Source organism: Citrobacter sp. KTE30, from assembly GCF_000398825.1.
Taxonomy (GTDB): Bacteria; Pseudomonadota; Gammaproteobacteria; order Enterobacterales; family Enterobacteriaceae; genus Citrobacter; species Citrobacter freundii.
Genome location: NZ_KB976055.1, coordinates 81115 through 101070, shown reverse-complemented (window position 1 = coordinate 101070; position 19956 = coordinate 81115). Strand labels below are relative to the sequence as shown.

Below are 19956 nucleotides of genomic sequence, written 5' to 3'. Positions count from 1 at the left end.
GACGACAGCCTGTTTTTCGTCAGGGTTTTGCGCAAAATTCGCCCGTAATATCGATGAATGCCCCTGATAAAAACATGGCATAAAAGATGCATAACTAAAGCGACAGCGCGTATGCGCGATTTGATTAACTGGAGCGAGACCGATGAAAAAAGTCGTCACGGTTTGCCCATATTGCGCATCAGGTTGCAAAATCAACCTGGTGGTCGATAACGGCAAAATCGTCCGGGCTGAAGCGGCGCAGGGGAAAACCAACCAGGGTACTCTGTGTCTGAAGGGCTACTATGGCTGGGATTTTATCAACGATACCCAGATCCTGACCCCTCGTCTGAAAACCCCAATGATCCGTCGCCAGCGTGGCGGCAAACTGGAATCTGTTTCCTGGGATGAAGCGCTTGATTACGTCGCCACTCGTCTGAGCGCCATCAAAGCGAAGTATGGCCCGGACGCTATTCAGACGACCGGTTCATCTCGCGGTACGGGTAACGAAACCAACTATGTAATGCAAAAATTCGCGCGCGCCGTTATTGGTACCAATAACGTTGACTGCTGCGCTCGCGTCTGACACGGCCCATCGGTTGCAGGTCTGCACCAATCGGTCGGTAACGGCGCAATGAGTAATGCTATCAATGAAATTGATAACACAGATTTAGTGTTCATCTTCGGGTATAACCCGGCGGATTCCCACCCGATCGTGGCGAATCACGTGATTAACGCTAAACGTAACGGGGCGAAAATCATCGTCTGCGATCCGCGCAAAATTGAAACCGCGCGTATTGCCGACATGCACATCGCGTTGAAAAACGGCTCGAACATCGCGCTGCTCAACGCCATGGGTCATGTCATCATCGAAGAAAAACTGTACGACCAGGCGTTCGTCGCCTCCCGTACGGAAGGGTTCGAAGAGTACAGCAAGATTGTCGAAGGTTACACGCCGGAGTCCGTCGAAGATATCACTGGCGTTAGCGCGCAGGATATTCGTCAGGCTGCACGTATGTATGCCACGGCAAAAAGCGCGGCTATCCTGTGGGGTATGGGTGTTACCCAGTTCTATCAGGGCGTGGAAACCGTGCGTTCACTGACCAGCCTCGCAATGCTGACCGGCAACCTCGGTAAGCCAAGCGTGGGCGTTAACCCGGTTCGTGGTCAGAACAACGTTCAGGGCGCATGCGATATGGGCGCGCTGCCGGATACCTATCCGGGCTATCAGTACGTTAAGTTCCCGGAAAACCGCGAGAAATTCGCTAAAGCCTGGGGCGTGGAAAGTCTTCCTGCACATACCGGTTATCGCATCAGCGAACTGCCGCACCGTGCTGCGCATGGCGAAGTCCGCGCGGCGTACATCATGGGTGAAGATCCATTACAGACCGATGCTGAACTCTCCGCAGTGCGCAAAGGCTTTGAGGATCTGGAACTGGTCATCGTGCAGGATATCTTCATGACCAAAACCGCCGCTGCCGCAGACGTTATTTTACCGTCTACGTCATGGGGTGAGCATGAAGGCGTATTCTCCGCGGCTGACCGTGGCTTCCAGCGCTTCTTTAAAGCCGTTGAGCCGAAGTGGGATCTGAAAACGGACTGGCAGATTATCAGTGAAATCGCCACCCGTATGGGCTATCCGATGCACTACAACAACACCCAGGAAATCTGGGACGAGTTGCGTCATCTGTGCCCGGATTTCTACGGTGCCACTTACGAGAAAATGGGCGAACTGGGTTATATCCAGTGGCCTTGCCGCGACACCTCAGAAGCCGATCAAGGGACGTCTTATCTCTTCAAAGAGAAGTTCGACACCCCGAACGGCCTGGCGCAGTTCTTCACCTGCGACTGGGTAGCGCCAATCGACAAACTCACCCCAGAGTACCCAATGGTACTGTCTACGGTGCGTGAAGTCGGCCACTACTCTTGCCGTTCGATGACCGGTAACTGTGCGGCGCTGGCCGCTCTGGCGGATGAACCGGGCTATGCCCAAATCAACACCGCCGACGCAGAACGCCTGGGCATCCAGGACGAAGAACTGGTGTGGGTTAACTCGCGTAAAGGTCGGGTCATTACCCGTGCGGCAGTCAGCGATCGTCCAAACAAAGGCGCGATTTACATGACCTACCAGTGGTGGATTGGCGCATGTAATGAGCTGGTAACCGAGAACTTAAGCCCGATTACCAAAACGCCAGAGTATAAGTACTGTGCCGTTAACGTTGAACGCATTGCCGATCAGCGCGCTGCCGAGCAGTATGTTATTGATGAGTACAACAAGCTGAAAGCCAGTCTGCGCGAAAGCGCGATGGGTTAGTCCGTTTACGTACCTGTTCTGCAACAGCCTCCGCCCGGAGGCTGTTTTTTTATCCATACGATCTCTTTATACTGTTCATTCCGTATCCTAAATAAAACTCAAAATGAAACAACTCATTGCATTGATGTTCTTTATGACATTCTTTGCCCATGCCAGTGATACTGAGCCAGGAAGCCAGTACTTACAGGCCGCTGAGGCAGGGGACCGTCGCGCACAGTACTTTCTTGCCGATACCTGGTTCAGTTCGGGCGATTTGAGCAAAGCCGAGTATTGGGCGCAAAAAGCCGCCGACAATGGCGATGCCGACGCCTGCGCGCTCCTGGCGCAAATCAAAATTACGAATCCGGTCAGTCTGGATTACCCCCAGGCCAAAACACTGGCGGAAAAGGCAGCCAAAGCGGGCAGTAAAGCAGGAGAACTCACCCTGGCGCGGATTCTGGTCAACACCCAGGCAGGACACACAGATTACCCCAAAGCCATTACCTTGCTGCAAAACGCCTCTGAAGATCTGGAAAATGACTCAGCCGTCGACGCGCAAATGCTGCTCGGGCTGATTTACGCCAACGGCGTGGGGATCCCCGCAGACGATGAAAAAGCGACATGGTATTTCAAACGCAGCTCCGCCATCTCCCGCACCGGTTATTCCGAGTACTGGGCCGGAATGATGTTCTTAAACGGCGAGCAGGGTTTTATCGTGAAGAATAAACAGAAGGCGCTGCACTGGCTGAATCTGAGCTGTATGGAAGGGTTCGATACCGGCTGCGAAGAGTTTGAAAAGTTAACAAACGGGTAATGGTTTGCATTGCCGGATGGCGGCATAAACGCCTTATCCGGCCTACAGTTCACCGTCTTCCGTAGGCCGGATAAGCGCAGCGCCATCCGGCAATCTTTCATTAATTAATGATTAGCGGTCTTATCAAATTTACCCAGCATCTCGCGCTCGTAAGCCAGCGCCTTCTTGCGGTCAAATTTGTGCTCCCACTTGGCGATAACCAGCACCGCCAGCGCATTCCCCACCACATTCAGCGCGGTACGCGCCATGTCGAGGATACGGTCAACACCGGCAATAAACGCCAGGCCTTCCAGCGGGATCCCCACGCTGCCAAGCGTAGCCAGCAGTACCACGAAGGAGACGCCCGGCACGCCCGCAATCCCTTTCGAGGTCACCATCAACGTCAACACCAGCACGATTTCCTGCCACAGCGACAGGTCGATACCATACAGCTGCGCAATAAAGATCGCGGCAATACTCTGGTACAGCGTTGAACCATCAAGGTTGAATGAGTAGCCGGTCGGCACCACAAAGCTGGTGATTGAAGCCGGTGCGCCATAGGCTTCCATCTTCTCGATAATACGCGGCAGTACGCTCTCGGAGCTGGCGGTAGAGTAAGCCAGAATCAGCTCATCTTTCAAAATGCGGATCAGGATCCAGATGCTCAAACCGCAGATACGCGCCACAATCCCCAGCACCACCAGCGCGAAGAACAGGATGGCGAAATGCACCAACAGCACCAGTTTCGCCAGCGGCCACAGGGAGGCAAAACCGAAGTTCGCGACGGTCACAGCAATCAGCGCAAAAACACCGACTGGCGCATAACGCATCACCATGTGGGTCACTTTAAACATGGTTTCTGAAATCGAGCGGAACACAGTCACCAGCGGCTCGCGGTGGGTTGCTGGTAGTGAAGACAAGCCTAAACCAAACAGCACCGAGAAGAAGATAATCGGCAACATATCGCCTTTCGCCATCGACGCGACGATATTAGTCGGCACCAGCGACACAATCGTGCCCATCAGGCCATGCGCGTGGCTCTGCACTTCTGCGGTGGTATTTTGATATTTCGAAATATCCACGGTCGCCAGTTGCGACATATCAATCCCGGAACCCGGCTGGAAAACATTCGCCAGCGTGATGCCAAGAATAATCGCTACGGTGGTGATCACTTCGAAATAGAGAATGGTTTTGGCGCCAATACGGCCCAGCTGTTTTGCATCACCCACCCCGGCAATACCAACCACCAGCGTGGAGATAACAATCGGCACGACGATCATTTTGATCAGATGGATAAAGATATCGCCCGCCGGAGACAGCAGGTTGACCACCAGCCATTCGCGGCTGTCGCTATGGTAATGCAGGTAACTCCCTAGCAGAATGCCCAGCACCATGGCGATTAGAATCTGCCATGCCAGGCTGACTTTCAAATTTTTCATAACAACGGACTTCCTCGATGGAGCGCTATTCCACATGCGGTGTGTGGGAATAGTACATACTGAAAGGGTATGAATTGTGTTGCGTTCGTTTATGGAGTTTTTTAACGCTTATTATCATTATCATCTGCATGGCATTCCGCGCAACCCTCTAAGAACAGGGCTTTTGGCTGAATTTATGCATAAAAATGCAATTTTATCGCGGTATTGATGAATAACTTTTTGTTATAAAAGAATTTTAATATGTTCAAAAATGAAGAAGTCATAGCGTGAGTTTTTTTCGCTCACCTGTTCGTTTGCCTGTTTTTTAAACAGGCAAAATGATACAAATCACAAATAAAACAAATTTATTTTTGCCGATTCTGCAACAACTTCGCCATATTAATAGAGTCAACGAGCTGTGCCCGGTTCACCCTCGGCGAGTTTAAATCCATAACTTTTTGCCAAACTGAAATAGCCTGGGCGTAGTCTGCCTGCATAAACGCATCTGAGGCTAACAACATCAGCGCGGTGACCTCTGCCGGGTCCAGCGCCAAGGCCTTATCAATCATCTCGCGAGTGGGCGGCGCCATATGTTGTCCGGCCTGGTAATACAATACCGTTGCCATCGCTGAATAGATCTCAGCATTTTCACCGCCGACACGCAGCGCCTGCTCGTAGGCCAGCAGCGCATTATGATACGCGTTTTGCCAAAGATAGTACTCCCCGAGTTGCGCCCATTTCACGCCGTCCCGTGGATTGGCTCGAATCTGCGATTGCAGAAAAAGCAACTGTTTTTCCTGAATATTTTCATCAGAGAAAGCATGTAAAGGGTCCGCCAGTCGCGTCTGCTCCTGACGAACCGCCTGCCATTTTGGCGTCAACAGGTAACCTCCAATGCAGGCCACAACCATCAGTACCACCGCAGCGGTCAGCCGCTTCACGGGCATTGGGCGTAACAGCGGCTCGCACTGGCTCATTATTCACCTTCCTCCGTATGCTGACGTCTTCTCACTCGCCAGACCACGACACCTACCAGCAACAACAACAGGCACGGCAACGCCCACAGCAGCAGCGTTTGTTCATTCAGCGGCGGATTATAACGAACGAAGTCACCGTAACGCTCGGTCATCCAGGTGGTTATCTCAGCTTCACTTTTCCCTTCCGCCACCATGCTATAAACCTGATGGCGCATACTGACCGCTACCGGCGCATTGGATTCCAGCAAATTTTGGTTTTGGCACTGTGGACAACGCAGTTGGCTGGCAATAGACAGCGCTTGTTCCTGCTGCTGCGGGTTGGCAAACGTCCATGTGTCCACAACCTGGGCATGCGTAGCGAAAGTAATGAAAAACAGGACGAGCGTTAAGAGTAATAACTTTCTGCCGGATGGCGCTGCGCTTATCCGGCCTACGGTTTGCGCACCTTGTAGGCCGGATAAGGCGTTTACGCCGCCATCCGGCAACGCTGTGATTAATTTACGCATCGCGTTTCCTTCCTCGCCATCCGCTCAGCAGCGCGCCAAAGACCATTAATAGTCCCCCACCCCAAATCCAGCGCACGCCGGTCTGCACGTACAAGCGCATGGCATAACAGTCTGGTCCGGTTTTTTCACCCATTACCGCATACCAGTCATGCATCAGGTTCCAGCGGATCCCCGGCTCCATCATCTGTTGACGACGCGCGGCATAGAAGCGCCTTTCAGGTTGCAGGCTGCCAATGCGTTTTTCATTGTGCCACAGCGTGATCTGCGCTTTTTCACTGGTGTAGTTACCTTTGGCTTCCAGGTCGAGACGCTCAAAACGGAAAATGTAACCCGCCAGTTCAACCTGCTGCCCAGGGCTCAGGTTCAGGCTTATCTCCTGACGGCTACCGCTGGAAAAGACGATCCCCGCCGCAAACACCAGCACTCCGGCATGCGCCAGCAGTGCCGGAAGTTGGATGCGGAAAGACACTTTGCGGCTTCTGACCATTGCCAGCACAATAACCAGCAGCATCAGTAGGCCAAAGGGCAGCGTAGCGCGGTTAAAGTACGGTGCGCCCACGGAAAGCCGCCCCCAGCCGAACAGCCCGTAAATCATCGGGTAGAGCGTGCCAATCAGCACAATCAGCAGCACCGCACTAAAGAGCAGCAGCGCAACCAGAATCAGCATCTCGCGTGACCAACCGCCAAAACGAGCATTCTGCCGGACTTGCTGGCCCCGCCAGGCGTACAGCCCGAGCGACGCCAGACTCAACACGGTAAACAGCGCAAACAGCGGCGCGGCACGAACGTTATCCAGCGCGAAAGCATGCACCGAAACGAGAATGCCGGAACGCACAATCAGCGTCCCCAGCAGCGATAAAATCAGCGTGACGATCGCCAGCAGCAGCGACCAGTGGCGGAAGATCCCGCGCTGGCGCGTGATATACAGGCTATGTAGCAGCGCGCTGGCGGAAAGCCAGGGTAATAAGGAAGCATTTTCTACCGGGTCCCAGAACCACCAGCCGCCCCAGCCCAGCTCGCAGTAGGCCCACCAGGAGCCGAGGATAATCCCCAGTGTCAGCGCGCACCAGCCGGGCAAGGCCCAGCGCCAGCACACCCAGGCGCTCTGCGCATTAAAGTCACTACGTAGCAGCGAGGCCAGCGCCACGCCTGCCGCCACCATCAAACCACCGTAACCCAGGTACAGCAGCGGTGGATGGAGGATTAACCCGAGATGTTGCAGCATCGGGTTAAGGTCGCGCCCTTCAATGGCTGGCGGAAAGATACGCACGAACGGCTCGGACCATACCACCACAAACAGCAGCAGCAGGGCCGTTATCATTGAAAGGACACTGAGCGTCAGCGGAAACAGCGCGTTGGTATTACGCCGATAGCGAAGAGCAAATAGCGCGCTCCAGGCGGAAAGAAACAGCACCCACAGCAGCAGCGATCCTTCATGACCGCCCCACACCGCCGCCAGTTTTAATCCCCACGGCAGCAGGCTGTAGCTGTGCTGGGCAACGTAGACCACCGAAAAATCGCTGGTCAAAAAGCAGAATACCAGAATGGTAAAGGCCAGTAGCAGCAGGGCAAATTGCGTCCACACGCCCACGCTTGCCAGACGCATCACCCCCTGCCAACGCTGGCGGACACCTACCAACACGGCAAGCGGGGTCAACACGTTGACCCCGAGGCTTAATAACAGCGCCAGAAAACCGGCTTCAGGAAGGAGAACGTCCAGATATCACCTTACGCAACGGTTAGCTGACCCGCATAGAGGATAAAAAAGCGCAGCAGCAGTACGCCGGTCAGGCTAGCGCCGCACACTGCCAGCACGCCATGAAACGTCGAACTGCGGTTGGCCCAGGGTTTTAGCAGCATCGGCAGTATCAACCCAAGCCCAGCCACGCCAAGCCAGAACCACCAGGTCCAGAATCCGCCGCCCAGTGCCGCCGCCAGCGCACGCATTTTGCCGTCATCGCCCAGCGCCAGGCCGACGAAGAACGCCGCCAGCAGGAAGATCTCCAGCCATACGACCGGGACTTCCATGCGATGCACAAAGTGCGCTTCCGTACTGTGCGGGTTGCTACGATGGCGTAACGCCATGGCGATCAGCGCCACTGCCGCGCCGGAGGAGATCCCGGAGAACAGAAACAGCACCGGCAGGATCGGGTTATTCAGGAACGGATAGGATTTCAGCGCCGACAGCAGGAACCCGGTATACGCCCCGAGCAGAACCGCCAGCACCAGCATCAGCGTCTCAAGCGCGCGATGGAACGGCGTGATTAGCGTCAGGAGTTTTGACACAATCGTCAGTCGCGGCACGAACCGCTGTTGCAGGGCAATCACCTCTTTTTCAAAGATTTTTGCCAGCCACAGCACTAACACCACCATGTACAACTGGAACAGCATGACCCCCATCGACATCACCGAGGTGAAGCTGTAGTGGAACATCAGTTTCCAGAAAGTCCATGGACGCGTCAGGTGGAACACCAGAATCAGCAAACCGAGGATAATTGCCCCCGGCCCTAACACCAGCGTGGTGCGCAGCAGCGTGCTGTCTGAACCGCCCGCCTCCGGATGGAAGCGACGCAGCAGAATCGCCAACGTGACCAGTCCGGCAGAGATACCTATCAGGAACAGATAGATGGCAATGGGCCAGTCCCACACCAGTGATTCAAAATGAAATGCAGAAGCGGATGTCATTGGCTCACCTCCCCAAATTTAAAGGGAACGCGGTAGACCTTCGGTTTTGTACCCAACGCCAGTTTGTAACGGTAGGTAGTTTTCTGCTGCAACAAACGGGATATATCGCTGTTGGGATCGTCCAGATTACCAAACGTCAGCGCCTTCGTCGGGCATGACTCAACGCAGGCGGGCTGTTTGCCCGCTTTCAGGTTGGTTTTCCGGCAGAAATCACATTTATCCGCCGTTTTGCTCACCGGATGGATAAAGCGCACGCGATAAGGACACGCGGCGATACAGTACTGGCAGCCAACGCAAAGGTCCGGGTTCACATCCACAATGCCGCTGGCGGCATCGCGATACGATGCCCCCGTCGGGCAGACGTCAACGCAGGGAGCGTGGTCGCAATGCTGGCACGAGTGACGGAAGAAGCGATACTTCACATCAGGAAATGTCCCTTGCGGCTCACTGCGGATAATCGTCAGACGCGATACGCCTTCCGGCACGTTGTTAACTTCCCGACAAGCATCCATGCAGGCCGTACAGCCAATGCATAAAGACTCATCATGAACCATACCGTAACGCACACCGTTGATGTTCAGCGTCTTCGCCACAACGCGCCCCGCCGTCCCGCTCACTGCCACCAGCGCGCCGACGCCGGTGATAAACTGGCGACGAGAGCAACTCATGGATGCTCCTTAAGCAACGGAACCGACGCCGGGTTAAAGTTCGGATTGTTACGTTGATCGCTGTGGCAATCGACGCAAATCTTGATCCGTCCTTTATCGCTCAGCGTCTGCATCGTGTCTTGCTTCGGATGCAGTGAGTGACAGCTGGCACACGCCACTTTGGTTACGTGGACATCGTGCGGCCAGAACGCTTTTTGCAACTGCTCAGGCAGGTGACAGGACATACAGACACTGTTCTGCTGCTCCACGTTGTACATCGGCTCATTAAAGCGCATCACATCTTTCACCCCTTCGCGGTGGTTCGGTGACGGCTGGCCGTGACAATTGGTGCAGGTGACAGGCAGTTTGTTATTCGGGTTGATGGCTTCCGCATGCTTACCATGCATGCCTTCGGTATCCGGCTTGTGACAGTCCAGACAGGCGGCATCCGGATTACGCTGTTGGGTAACCGTCCAGCGTTGATCCGACTCCTGCGGCGTTGGCGTGGCAGTGATTCCACTCAGGCTCCATAACAAGCCTGACGCCAGCACCCCAGCAGTTAATAACGAACGTAATACGCTCATATTCACTCCGTTGAGTTATCCGCCCCTTGCGGGGCGAAATGGGGTTATTGGCTTAACAGACCGTTTTTACGCGCCTGTTCTTCCCACTGCGGAATCACCGTTTTGATGAAGTCCTGCTTCTCAGCATTGATTTGCTGCATGTTCAGACCAATCGCCGCCTGGGCTTTCTCTTTGGTAGAGATATCCGGTAACGGGATTTCATGCGTGATGCCTTTGGTCGCCAGCAGACGGACCAGTTTGGTACGTGCGTCAGCGGCTTTATCCATTGCGCTACCCAGCATCCGCAGACCTTCTTCCGGGGCATGCATGTGAATACCGTGTGAGGCGATAGACAGGTCCCAACGCCATTGCGCGTGACGGATATCTTCCAGAATCGGCTTCATTTCCGCTTCGGTCGCACCCGCATCCCATGCAGCTTTCGCTTCGAAGTGCGCACGAACAAGCTGGTCTTCAACTTTGATTTTCAGGTCATGAATGGCCTGTTTACGCTCGGCGACCACTTTTTGCAGGGACGCTTTGTCCTGGGTGTGGCAGTTCGCACAGGTCTGAGCGAAATTATCAAACGGATTACCAATCTTATGGTCGGTGTAAATCTTGCCTTCCGCGTTCTGCACTTTCGGCATGTGGCAGTCGATACAGGTCACATTGTTCTTGCCGTGAATGCCTGCGCTCCAGGTTTCATACTCCGGGTGCTGCGCTTTCAGCATCGGGGTTTTAGACAGGGAGTTGGTCCAGTCAGAGAAGGCGATGGTGTCGTAGTACTTCTCCATGTTCTCGACTTTCATGCCGTCGTCCCACGGGAACTTAACGGCTTTGTTTTTACCGTCGAAGTAGTATTCCACGTGGCACTGGCCGCAGACCATGGATTGCTGGTCAAATCGACCGGCTTTCTCAAACGGTTTGCCGATTGTTTCCATCGCGCGTTCAGCATAAGGACGCGACAGCGTCAGTTCTGGCTTGCCTTTGGCAAAGTCTGGTGACGCGGTGTTATGGCAATCGCCACAGCCAAGATTATTAACAATTTCAGGACCGCCGCGCGCCCATTTACCGTGGAAGTAGCCATCTTCACCGTCTTTCTGGATCAGACGCGCCACATCCGGGCTTTTACAGCTCCAGCAGGCCATCGGCAACGGACCATCTTCTGCCGTTTTGGGTGCGCCGGTACGTAAGGTTTCACGAACATCGGTCACTGCATACGCGTGCCCGCGCGGTTTGTTGTAATCGCGCGAGAAGGGATATCCCGCCCACAGGATCACCAGACGAGGATCTTCTGCCAGCGCATCTTCACGGGCTGATTGCTCAGACGTGGCTTTCCAGGAGAGATATTGATCGGGATGCTGAGGGGCGAAGACTTCATTCTTCGCTTCAACGGTGACGGTTTTTGCGGGTACGGGGGTTTGTTCAGCGTGAACTGCAGAGATAAATAATAAAGGTACTAACAGGCTGAAGAAACGGCGTACGCGTGATTTTATCCTTGCCATAGGGGTCTCATCCAGATGACGCCATTATCTGCAATGGCGGTTCTTTTATTGTTTTCCATAACAGCAACCACACGAATACTGTCATGACATTGCTCCACCCTATTTGTAACAAGAAACCACACTGAAAATGTTGTCTTTAATCAATTGTAAGTGTATGTAAAATACCACTTTAGAGTTAGTAACTCCCTTTGATTGCACCCTCTTTTGTCTAATTCAGAGACAGATCACCTTTTCAACAATCCTTTAGATAACCACATGTTATCGCAAGATTTAGTCAATTTTGCTAGCTCCCTTCAAAATTCAGTTTGTCGCTAATTTGCACAATTCGTTTATTGCGTGATCTGCCGCGCAAATACTAAACAAAACTCTCAAAGCCCCTACATTTAACGTTTATGAGACATATTATTAACATCCTACAAGGAGAACAAAAGCCATGAGCCAAATACATAAACACGCTATTCCCGCAAACATTGCGGATCGTTGCCTGATAAATCCGGAGCAGTACGCAGAGAAATACCAGCAATCCGTTAACGAACCCGACACATTTTGGGGCGAACAGGGAAAAATTCTTGATTGGATCAAGCCGTACAGCCAGGTGAAGAACACTTCCTTCGCACCAGGCAACGTGTCGATTAAATGGTACGAAGACGGCACCCTGAATCTGGCCGCAAACTGTCTTGACCGCCACCTGCAGGCAAACGGCGATCGTACCGCCATCATCTGGGAAGGCGATGACGCAACCCAAAGCAAAAACATTACCTATCGCGAGTTGCATCGCGATGTCTGCCGTTTCGCCAATACGCTACTGGATTTAGGCATTAAAAAAGGTGACGTGGTGGCCATTTATATGCCGATGGTGCCGGAAGCTGCGGTCGCCATGCTGGCCTGCGCCCGTATTGGCGCGGTGCATTCAGTCATCTTCGGTGGTTTCTCACCGGAAGCCGTCGCCGGACGTATTATCGACTCCAATTCACGCCTGGTGATCACCGCCGACGAAGGCGTACGCGCCGGGCGCGCTATCCCACTGAAAAAGAACGTCGATGATGCGCTGAAAAATCCAAATGTGAAAACCGTTGAACATGTGATCGTTCTCAAACGTACCGGTGGAAAAACGGAATGGCAGGAAGGTCGCGACCTGTGGTGGTCCGATCTTATCGAGAAGGCCAGCTCAGAACACCAGCCGGAAGAGATGAATGCGGAAGATCCGCTGTTTATCCTGTATACCTCCGGCTCAACCGGCAAGCCGAAAGGCGTGCTGCACACTACCGGCGGGTATCTGGTCTACGCTGCAACCACCTTTAAGTATGTGTTTGATTACCATCAGGGCGATATCTATTGGTGTACCGCTGACGTAGGCTGGGTAACCGGGCATAGCTACCTGCTGTACGGTCCGTTGGCCTGTGGCGCAACTACGCTGATGTTCGAAGGCGTGCCAAACTGGCCTACCCCGGCGCGTATGTCGCAGGTTGTGGACAAGCATCAGGTCAATATTCTGTATACCGCACCGACCGCCATTCGCGCCCTGATGGCGGAAGGCGATAAAGCGATTGAAGGCACTGACCGTTCGTCGCTGCGTATCCTGGGTTCAGTTGGCGAGCCGATCAACCCGGAAGCATGGGAGTGGTACTGGAAGAAGATCGGCAACGAAAAATGCCCGGTCGTCGATACCTGGTGGCAGACTGAAACCGGTGGATTCATGATCACCCCGCTGCCGGGCGCCACCGAACTGAAAGCCGGTTCTGCAACCCGTCCATTCTTTGGCGTACAGCCTGCGATTGTCGATAACGAAGGTAATCCGCTGGAAGGCGCGACCGAAGGCAATCTGGTGATTACCGACTCGTGGCCGGGCCAGGCGAGAACGCTGTTTGGCGATCACGAACGCTTTGAGCAAACCTACTTCTCTACCTTCAAGAATATGTACTTCAGCGGCGACGGCGCGCGCCGTGACGAAGATGGCTATTACTGGATCACCGGACGTGTGGACGATGTGCTGAACGTCTCCGGCCACCGTCTGGGAACAGCTGAAATCGAATCGGCGCTGGTGTCGCATCCGAAGATTGCCGAAGCCGCGGTGGTAGGGATTCCGCATAATATTAAAGGCCAGGCGATCTACGCTTACGTCACGCTGAATCACGGTGAAGAGCCGTCACCTGAGTTGTACGCCGAGGTTCGCAACTGGGTGCGTAAAGAAATTGGCCCGCTGGCAACGCCAGACGTGCTGCACTGGACCGACTCACTGCCGAAAACCCGCTCCGGCAAAATCATGCGCCGTATTCTGCGTAAAATCGCGGCGGGCGATACCAGCAATCTGGGCGATACCTCGACTCTCGCCGATCCTGGCGTCGTGGAGAAACTGCTCGAAGAGAAGCAGGCCATCGCGATGCCATCATAACCATAACTGTGAAATGCCCGATGGCGCGCAGCTTATCGGGTCTACAAATCCTATCCCTACCCCTCCCCTGACCGGGAGGGAAATATAAAAACCCTCCCCCAAAGGATTTCGCGTTGCAGGAAGGCGGCAAGCGAGCACATCCCCAGGAGCATAGTTCACTATGTGACTGGGGTGGGCGAGTGCGGCCAACGCACCTGCGGCGTGAAAGACGAAGGGGGTATCTCTGGAGACTCTGTGATGAATGACCAAATTTATCAGCGGATAGAAGACAGTGCGCGTTTCAGGGAGTTAGTAGAAAAACGGCAACGGTTTGCCACCATTCTGTCCATCATCATGCTGGCAGTTTATATCAGCTTTATTTTACTGATTGCCTTTGCGCCTGGCTGGCTGGGTACGCCGCTCCACGCGGGAACCAGCGTCACCCGGGGTATTCCGATTGGGGTCGGAGTGATCCTCATCTCCTTCATTCTGACCGGGATTTATATCTGGCGGGCAAACGGTGAATTTGATCGCCTGAACAATGCGGTTCTGCACGAGGTTAAAGCATCATGAAGAGAGTCCTGACGGCGCTTGCCGCCACGCTGCCCTTCGCCGCAAACGCGGCGGATGCTATTAGCGGTGCAGTTCAACGCCAGCCAACCAACTGGCAGGCGATTGTTATGTTCCTGATTTTCGTCATCTTTACGCTCGGCATTACCTACTGGGCGTCTAAACGCGTACGTTCGCGTAATGACTACTACACCGCCGGCGGTAACATCACCGGTTTCCAGAACGGGCTGGCGATTGCGGGCGACTATATGTCGGCGGCATCGTTCCTTGGAATTTCCGCGCTGGTATTTACCTCCGGTTATGACGGGCTGATTTACTCACTCGGCTTCCTGGTCGGCTGGCCAATTATCCTGTTCCTGATTGCTGAGCGTTTGCGTAACCTCGGTCGTTACACCTTTGCTGACGTTGCTTCTTATCGTCTGAAACAGGGTCCAATCCGTATTCTGTCGGCCTGTGGTTCCCTGGTGGTGGTCGCTCTGTATCTGATCGCCCAGATGGTCGGCGCAGGTAAACTGATTGAGCTGCTGTTTGGTCTGAACTATCACATCGCCGTCGTACTGGTTGGCGTACTGATGATGATGTACGTTCTGTTTGGCGGCATGCTGGCAACCACCTGGGTACAGATCATTAAAGCTGTTCTGCTGCTGTTCGGCGCCAGCTTTATGGCCTTCATGGTAATGAAGCACGTCGGCTTCAGCTTCAACAACCTGTTCACCGAAGCGATGGCAGTACACCCGAAAGGCTCCGCGATTATGAGCCCGGGCGGTCTGGTAAAAGATCCGATATCCGCCCTGTCGTTAGGTCTTGGATTGATGTTCGGTACAGCAGGTTTGCCGCATATTCTGATGCGTTTCTTCACGGTCAGCGATGCCCGCGAAGCGCGTAAGAGCGTATTCTATGCCACCGGTTTTATGGGTTATTTCTACATCCTGACCTTTATCATCGGCTTTGGCGCGATCATGCTGGTAGGTGCTAATCCAGAGTACAAAGATGCTGCAGGCGCACTGATCGGTGGTAACAACATGGCGGCGGTTCACCTGGCGAATGCGGTGGGCGGTAACCTGTTCCTCGGCTTCATCTCTGCAGTGGCGTTTGCCACCATCCTGGCGGTGGTTGCCGGGCTGACGCTGGCGGGCGCTTCGGCAGTTTCTCACGACCTGTACGCCAACGTATTCCGCAAAGGCGCAACCGAACGTGAAGAGCTGAAGGTGTCAAAAATCACCGTACTGGTACTGGGTGTGATAGCCATCCTGCTCGGCGTGCTGTTTGAGAACCAGAACATCGCCTTCATGGTGGGTCTGGCGTTCGCCATCGCGGCCAGCTGCAACTTCCCGATCATCCTGCTTTCCATGTACTGGTCGCGTCTGACCACCCGTGGCGCAATGCTGGGTGGCTGGTTAGGTCTGTTAACAGCGGTAGTATTGATGATTCTCGGCCCAACCATTTGGGTCCAGATCCTCGGTCACGAAAAAGCCATTTTCCCGTATGAATATCCAGCGCTGTTCTCCATCAGCATAGCGTTCCTCGGGATCTGGTTCTTCTCTGCTACCGACAACTCAGAAGAAGGCAACCGCGAACGCGAGCAGTTCCGTGCTCAATTCATCCGCTCCCAGACCGGGTACGGCGTAGAACAAGGTCGCGCGCACTAACCTCCCCTCTCCTCCGGCTTTCGGGCCGGAGGATTACATCCTTTCTTAGAACATCAGCCTCGCGACCAGCGGCGCCACCAATACCATCACCACACCGGAAAGCATCATTACCAGGCTGGCCACCACGCCCTCCTGCTGACCAAGCTCATAAGAGCGCGCCGTACCTGCGCCATGCGATGCGGCGCCAAATCCTGCGCCTTTCGCCATTCCTTCACGAATGGAAAGGCGTAAAAACAGCACATCGCCGACCGCCATGCCGAATACGCCGGTCACCACCACGAACAAGGCCACCAGGTCCGGCTGCCCGCCCAATGGCTCTGCCGCTGCCAGCGCAAATGGCGTGGTGACGGAACGAACCGCCAGACTGCGTTGGATCTCATCAGGCAACATAAACAGGCGCGCCAGCCACACGGAACTGGTGACGGCCACCAGCGTTGCCGTTACCACGCCCGCCGTCAGCGACATCCAGTGACGCTTAATCACCGCAAGGTTGTCATACACCGGAACGGCAAAGGCGATGGTCGCCGGTCCTAACAGCCACAGCAACCAGTGCGATTCACCAATATAGTTTTGCCAGGAGATATGGCCGAAGACTAGCATCAGCACCAGCAGGGCTGGGGTGAGAACTAATGGCATCAGCGGTAATTTACGAAAACGGCGATACAAACGCTTATTAGCAAAGTAGATACCCAGCGTAATCACCAGACACAGCACGCTTAGCTGAAAATTACTCACGGTTTAGCCTGCTCATTTCATAGCGATACACTTTATCCACCACCCACGCCGTTGCGCCGAGCACCATCAGCGTACTGATCGCAATAACAGTAAATATACGCCAGCCATCAACCAGCAACAGCTGCGTGTAGTTCACAACGGCGACCACCGCCGGGACAAAAAACAGCAGCATTTCAGCCAGTAACCAGCGAGCACCTGCGCGAATCCAGTTCAGCGGGATAACCCGGCAGACAATTAACGCCAGCATCAGCACCATCCCTACCAGGTTGGCAGGAAGCGGCAGATGCAGCCAGGAGACAAGATATTGAGCAAATACAAAGAGACCTGCGTACAACAGAACCTGAACGGGGATCTGGAGTCGATGAATAACAGCAGGCGTCACGCGGCTTATCGCCACAGCCATGAGGGTATGTCCTTAAAAAATAGAGAGCGCCAGTATAGAGAGCCCCCGTCCAGGACTGAAATGAATTAAACTCATTGCAGGCATAGTCTTAAGGAATAATCATGGATATCAGAACGCTGCGATATTTTGTTGAGGTGGTTCGTCAGCAGAGCTTTACTCGCGCAGCGGAGAAGCTTTTTGTCACCCAGCCCACCATCAGCAAGATGTTGAAGAACCTTGAAGACGAGCTTAATTGCACGTTGCTCATCCGCGACGGGCGGCGGTTGTTGTTAACCGACACCGGGCAGGTCGTTTTCGAACGCGGCCTGGCGATCCTCGCTGAGTTTCGCCAGCTTGAAGCCGAACTTAGCGACATTAATCACCTCAACAGGGGTGTGCTGCGCCTCGGTATCCCGCCGATGGTCGGTATGTTGATGGCCGGGCCTATCAGCCTGTTTCGCCAGCGCTATCCCGGCGTTGAGCTGAAGGTCTCTGAATTTGGCGGCTTAACCGTCCAGCAGGCGGTGATGAATGGCGATCTGGATGTCGCGATGACCGCGCTGCCGGTTGAAGAAGAGAGTGGTCTGGCGACCTTACCGCTTTTCAGTCATCCGCTCTGTGTGCTGGTCCCCCGCTCCGGTCAGTGGACAACATGCGAATCCATTTCCCCCGAGGCACTGGCGGAACATCCGCTACTGATCTACAACGAAGATTTCGCGTTGAGCCGCCAATTGCTTGAGCTGTTTAGCCAACACAACGTCAAGCCCCGCATCGCGGTACGCAGCGGGCAGTGGGATTTTCTGGCTGCGATGGTACAAGCCGGAGTCGGGATTGCCATTTTGCCGGAGCCGATTTGCCAGCGCCTGGATAAGCAAACATTGCGCTGGATCCCTCTGGAGAGTGATTTACGCTGGCAGTTGGGCATGATTTGGCGCGAAGGCGTGTATCTGTCGCACAGCGCCCAGGCGTGGCTCAAATGCTGTGAAGGGTTTTGGCTACCGCAAGCGTCGTAAAATGCCGGATGCAGCGCAAACGCCTTATCCGGCCTACATCGGTTTTGTAGGCCTGATAAGCGTAGCGCATCAGGCTCTCTCGTTTATTGATTCTCGATCAACAGCGCTTCCAGCAAGTCCAGATCGTGCAGCAGCTTTTGCAGCGTTTCATTGCTGATTTCCCGCGTCGCGCGCAGGTGATAAAGCTCTGCGCGTTCTGAACGCAACGCTGCCAGGCGGAAACGTCGCTCGAGGTTTTCTTCCTGCATCGAGCTTTCCACATCGTTGCGTCCGTCGGCGCGACGACGCAGGTTACCAATCACGCGGGAACTCACCTCGGTGAGTAACTGGTTATCGATGTTCTCTTCGGTGTCCGCGGCCAGTCGCTCCTCCATTTTCTGGATCGCGACAATCGCCACTTCTGCCGTAGCAGCGCGAGCAATACGTTCCTCTTTCTGCTGCTGCGAGTGGTCTGCCACTTCCAGATGTTGTAGCAGAATCGGCAACATCACCACGCCAACAAACAGCGAGAACAGAATCACGCCTGCGGCAAGGAAGATCAGCTCATATCGCGCCGGGAATCCGCTACCATCCGGTAACAACAGTGGAATGGAGAGCACACCGGCGAGGGTGATTGCCCCGCGCACGCCGGCAAAGGAGGCAATCAGGATTTCACGCGTCGTCCAGGATCCGAATTCCATCGGCTTTTTCTTCAGGAAGCGCAGACTGAATTTTTTCATCGTCCACAGCCAGCCAAAACGTACCAGCATCAGCGCCACGTAAATCAGCACGATATCGGTAAACAGCATCCAGATTTCAACGTTCGGATCGACCTCGGCCGCCGCTAAGGAAGACTCCAGAATCCCCGGTAACTGTAGCCCTAACAGCAAGAAGACCATGCCGTTAAACACAAACTCCAGCATTGCCCAGGTACTGTTAGCACGTAAACGCATCGCCAGCGGTGCGCGGCGCATCACCCCGGAACGGGTGATCGTCATCCCGGCAGCGACCGCCGCGAGAATACCGGAAACGCCGATGTGTTCCGCAATCAGGTAAGACGCAAACGGCAGCAGGAACAGCAGGACGATTTGCGTTGCCGGCTCGTCACCGCCCCAGCGGCTGAGGAAGCGCAGGGAGCGCCCGTACAGCCAACTGACGACAAAACCAGCCAGGATGCCGCCAATCGCCACTTTGAAGAACTCAAGCGTTGCGCCACCAACGGTGAATACCATCGTCCCCATCGCCACGGCGACGGCAAACTTCAGAGAGACCAGACCGGAGGCGTCGTTCATCAACGCTTCGCCCTGCAGGATGCCCATGATTTTCTTCGGTATGCGCCCCTCCCCCACAATGCCGGAAAGGGCAACAGCATCGGTTGGCGAAAGGACGGCGGCCAGCGCAAAGGCTGGGATAAGTGGTATCCCCGGCACCAGCCAGTAAATCATAAATCCAATGCCGACCACCGTGACCAGCACCAGCGCCAGCGCAAGGCCGAAGATCTCTCGCCCATGCTCGAGAAACTCACGCGTTGGCGTCTTCCAGCCATCGGCAAAGAGCAGCGGCGGGATGAACAGCACCAAAAACAGCTCAGGATCGAATTCCACATGCAAACCAAACGTCGGCCACGCCAGCAAGGCGCCGATGGCGATCTGCATTAGGGGTAAAGGGAGTTGGAAGGGCAATACGCGAGTAAATACCCCCGACAGCGAGACCACAAGGGTCATGATGAGTATGGTGAAAAAGATTTCCATGCGTTCCCTGTTTGCGATGTTTCTTATGATTGGTGATGAGAGGCGTCGTGCCTCAATTCTATCTAATTGAGAGTAACGCAAAAGACAACGAGTGTGTTCTGAAAATAAAAACGGGCGGCCAAAGCCACCCGTTTTGAGGATCTTTA

15 protein-coding genes and 1 pseudogene are annotated in these 19956 nt (G+C 54.4%); 6 read left to right on the top strand and 10 right to left on the bottom strand.

All coding sequences use genetic code 11. The features are described from left to right. Positions 1-142 precede the first annotated feature (142 nt). Both fdhF and yjcO read left to right on the top strand, forming a co-directional pair. A complete protein-coding gene (fdhF, locus tag WC1_RS22130) occupies positions 143-2290 on the top strand; it encodes a formate dehydrogenase subunit alpha (RefSeq protein WP_080602221.1) in 2148 nt (715 codons plus the stop codon). A 103-nt stretch (positions 2291-2393) separates the two neighbouring features. Next, positions 2394-3083, top strand: coding sequence for a Sel1 family TPR-like repeat protein YjcO (gene yjcO / locus WC1_RS22135; RefSeq protein ID WP_003031775.1), 690 nt, complete (start codon positions 2394-2396; stop codon positions 3081-3083). 104 nt (positions 3084-3187) lie between these two features. Here yjcO and gltP read toward each other — a convergent pair whose 3' ends face one another. The 7 genes and pseudogenes from gltP to nrfA all read right to left on the bottom strand — a co-directional run bounded on the left by gltP (position 3188) and on the right by nrfA (position 11360). Continuing rightward, positions 3188-4501: a glutamate/aspartate:proton symporter GltP gene (gene gltP / locus WC1_RS22140; RefSeq protein WP_003031773.1), complete on the bottom strand. Its 1314-nt coding sequence runs from the start codon at positions 4499-4501 to the stop codon at positions 3188-3190. 344 nt (positions 4502-4845) lie between these two features. Beyond that, positions 4846-5457, bottom strand: coding sequence for a heme lyase NrfEFG subunit NrfG (nrfG, locus tag WC1_RS22145; RefSeq protein WP_016149410.1), 612 nt, complete (start codon positions 5455-5457; stop codon positions 4846-4848). Beyond that, a pseudogene (gene nrfF, locus WC1_RS22155) lies at positions 5457-7683 on the bottom strand (heme lyase NrfEFG subunit NrfF). The gene nrfG and the pseudogene nrfF overlap by 1 nt, the downstream one beginning before the upstream one ends. A gap of 8 nt (positions 7684-7691) precedes the next feature. Next, positions 7692-8648: a cytochrome c nitrite reductase subunit NrfD gene (gene nrfD / locus WC1_RS22160; protein WP_003031764.1), complete on the bottom strand. Its 957-nt coding sequence runs from the start codon at positions 8646-8648 to the stop codon at positions 7692-7694. After that, positions 8645-9316 (bottom strand): cytochrome c nitrite reductase Fe-S protein, encoded by a 672-nt coding sequence (nrfC, locus tag WC1_RS22165; protein WP_003031761.1) that lies wholly within the window; start codon positions 9314-9316, stop codon positions 8645-8647. The genes nrfD and nrfC overlap by 4 nt, the downstream gene beginning before the upstream one ends. Further along, positions 9313-9879 carry a cytochrome c nitrite reductase pentaheme subunit gene (gene nrfB / locus WC1_RS22170; RefSeq protein WP_003031758.1) on the bottom strand — a complete coding sequence of 189 codons (567 nt, stop codon included), beginning with the start codon at positions 9877-9879 and terminating at the stop codon, positions 9313-9315. Before nrfB ends, nrfC begins: the two co-directional genes overlap by 4 nt. 44 nt (positions 9880-9923) lie before the next feature. Beyond that, complete coding sequence (gene nrfA / locus WC1_RS22175) at positions 9924-11360, bottom strand: ammonia-forming nitrite reductase cytochrome c552 subunit (protein ID WP_003031755.1); 1437 nt, start codon at positions 11358-11360, stop codon at positions 9924-9926. A gap of 433 nt (positions 11361-11793) precedes the next feature. Between nrfA and acs the strand changes: the two genes are divergently transcribed. The 3 genes from acs to actP all read left to right on the top strand — a co-directional run bounded on the left by acs (position 11794) and on the right by actP (position 15950). Beyond that, on the top strand, positions 11794-13752 hold the full coding sequence (acs, locus tag WC1_RS22180; protein WP_003841063.1) for an acetate--CoA ligase: 1959 nt from the start codon (positions 11794-11796) through the stop codon (positions 13750-13752). A gap of 237 nt (positions 13753-13989) precedes the next feature. Further along, positions 13990-14304 (top strand): DUF485 domain-containing protein, encoded by a 315-nt coding sequence (locus tag WC1_RS22185; RefSeq protein WP_003031750.1) that lies wholly within the window; start codon positions 13990-13992, stop codon positions 14302-14304. Next, positions 14301-15950 (top strand): cation/acetate symporter ActP, encoded by a 1650-nt coding sequence (actP, locus tag WC1_RS22190; RefSeq protein ID WP_003031747.1) that lies wholly within the window; start codon positions 14301-14303, stop codon positions 15948-15950. Before WC1_RS22185 ends, actP begins: the two co-directional genes overlap by 4 nt. Before the next feature lie 45 nt (positions 15951-15995). Here actP and WC1_RS22195 read toward each other — a convergent pair whose 3' ends face one another. Continuing rightward, positions 15996-16685: an LrgB family protein gene (locus WC1_RS22195; protein WP_003031745.1), complete on the bottom strand. Its 690-nt coding sequence runs from the start codon at positions 16683-16685 to the stop codon at positions 15996-15998. Further along, a complete protein-coding gene (locus WC1_RS22200) occupies positions 16678-17088 on the bottom strand; it encodes a CidA/LrgA family protein (protein ID WP_016149408.1) in 411 nt (136 codons plus the stop codon). The genes WC1_RS22195 and WC1_RS22200 overlap by 8 nt, the downstream gene beginning before the upstream one ends. Before the next feature lie 101 nt (positions 17089-17189). Here WC1_RS22200 and WC1_RS22205 point away from each other — a divergent pair, with 101 nt between their 5' ends. Further along, positions 17190-18080, top strand: a complete 891-nt coding sequence (locus tag WC1_RS22205; protein WP_003844732.1) for a LysR family transcriptional regulator — start codon at positions 17190-17192, stop codon at positions 18078-18080. Positions 18081-18163: 83 nt separating this feature from the next. Here WC1_RS22205 and WC1_RS22210 read toward each other — a convergent pair whose 3' ends face one another. Then, entirely contained in the window at positions 18164-19810 is a 1647-nt protein-coding gene (locus WC1_RS22210) for a Na+/H+ antiporter (protein WP_003031737.1), read from the bottom strand. Positions 19811-19956 lie beyond the last annotated feature (146 nt).

Bases quoted from the DNA above. Each gene is read 5' to 3' on its own strand.
- yjcO (WP_003031775.1), top strand. From the start codon at position 2,394: ATGAAACAACTCATTGCATTGATGTTCTTTATGACATTCTTTGCCCAT.
- gltP (WP_003031773.1), bottom strand. From the start codon at position 4,501: ATGAAAAATTTGAAAGTCAGCCTGGCATGGCAGATTCTAATCGCCATG.
- nrfG (WP_016149410.1), bottom strand. From the start codon at position 5,457: ATGAGCCAGTGCGAGCCGCTGTTACGCCCAATGCCCGTGAAGCGGCTG.
- nrfD (WP_003031764.1), bottom strand. From the start codon at position 8,648: ATGACATCCGCTTCTGCATTTCATTTTGAATCACTGGTGTGGGACTGG.
- nrfC (WP_003031761.1), bottom strand. From the start codon at position 9,316: ATGAGTTGCTCTCGTCGCCAGTTTATCACCGGCGTCGGCGCGCTGGTG.
- nrfB (WP_003031758.1), bottom strand. From the start codon at position 9,879: ATGAGCGTATTACGTTCGTTATTAACTGCTGGGGTGCTGGCGTCAGGC.
- nrfA (WP_003031755.1), bottom strand. From the start codon at position 11,360: ATGGCAAGGATAAAATCACGCGTACGCCGTTTCTTCAGCCTGTTAGTA.
- acs (WP_003841063.1), top strand. From the start codon at position 11,794: ATGAGCCAAATACATAAACACGCTATTCCCGCAAACATTGCGGATCGT.
- WC1_RS22185 (WP_003031750.1), top strand. From the start codon at position 13,990: ATGAATGACCAAATTTATCAGCGGATAGAAGACAGTGCGCGTTTCAGG.
- actP (WP_003031747.1), top strand. From the start codon at position 14,301: ATGAAGAGAGTCCTGACGGCGCTTGCCGCCACGCTGCCCTTCGCCGCA.
- WC1_RS22200 (WP_016149408.1), bottom strand. From the start codon at position 17,088: ATGGCTGTGGCGATAAGCCGCGTGACGCCTGCTGTTATTCATCGACTC.
- WC1_RS22205 (WP_003844732.1), top strand. From the start codon at position 17,190: ATGGATATCAGAACGCTGCGATATTTTGTTGAGGTGGTTCGTCAGCAG.
- WC1_RS22210 (WP_003031737.1), bottom strand. From the start codon at position 19,810: ATGGAAATCTTTTTCACCATACTCATCATGACCCTTGTGGTCTCGCTG.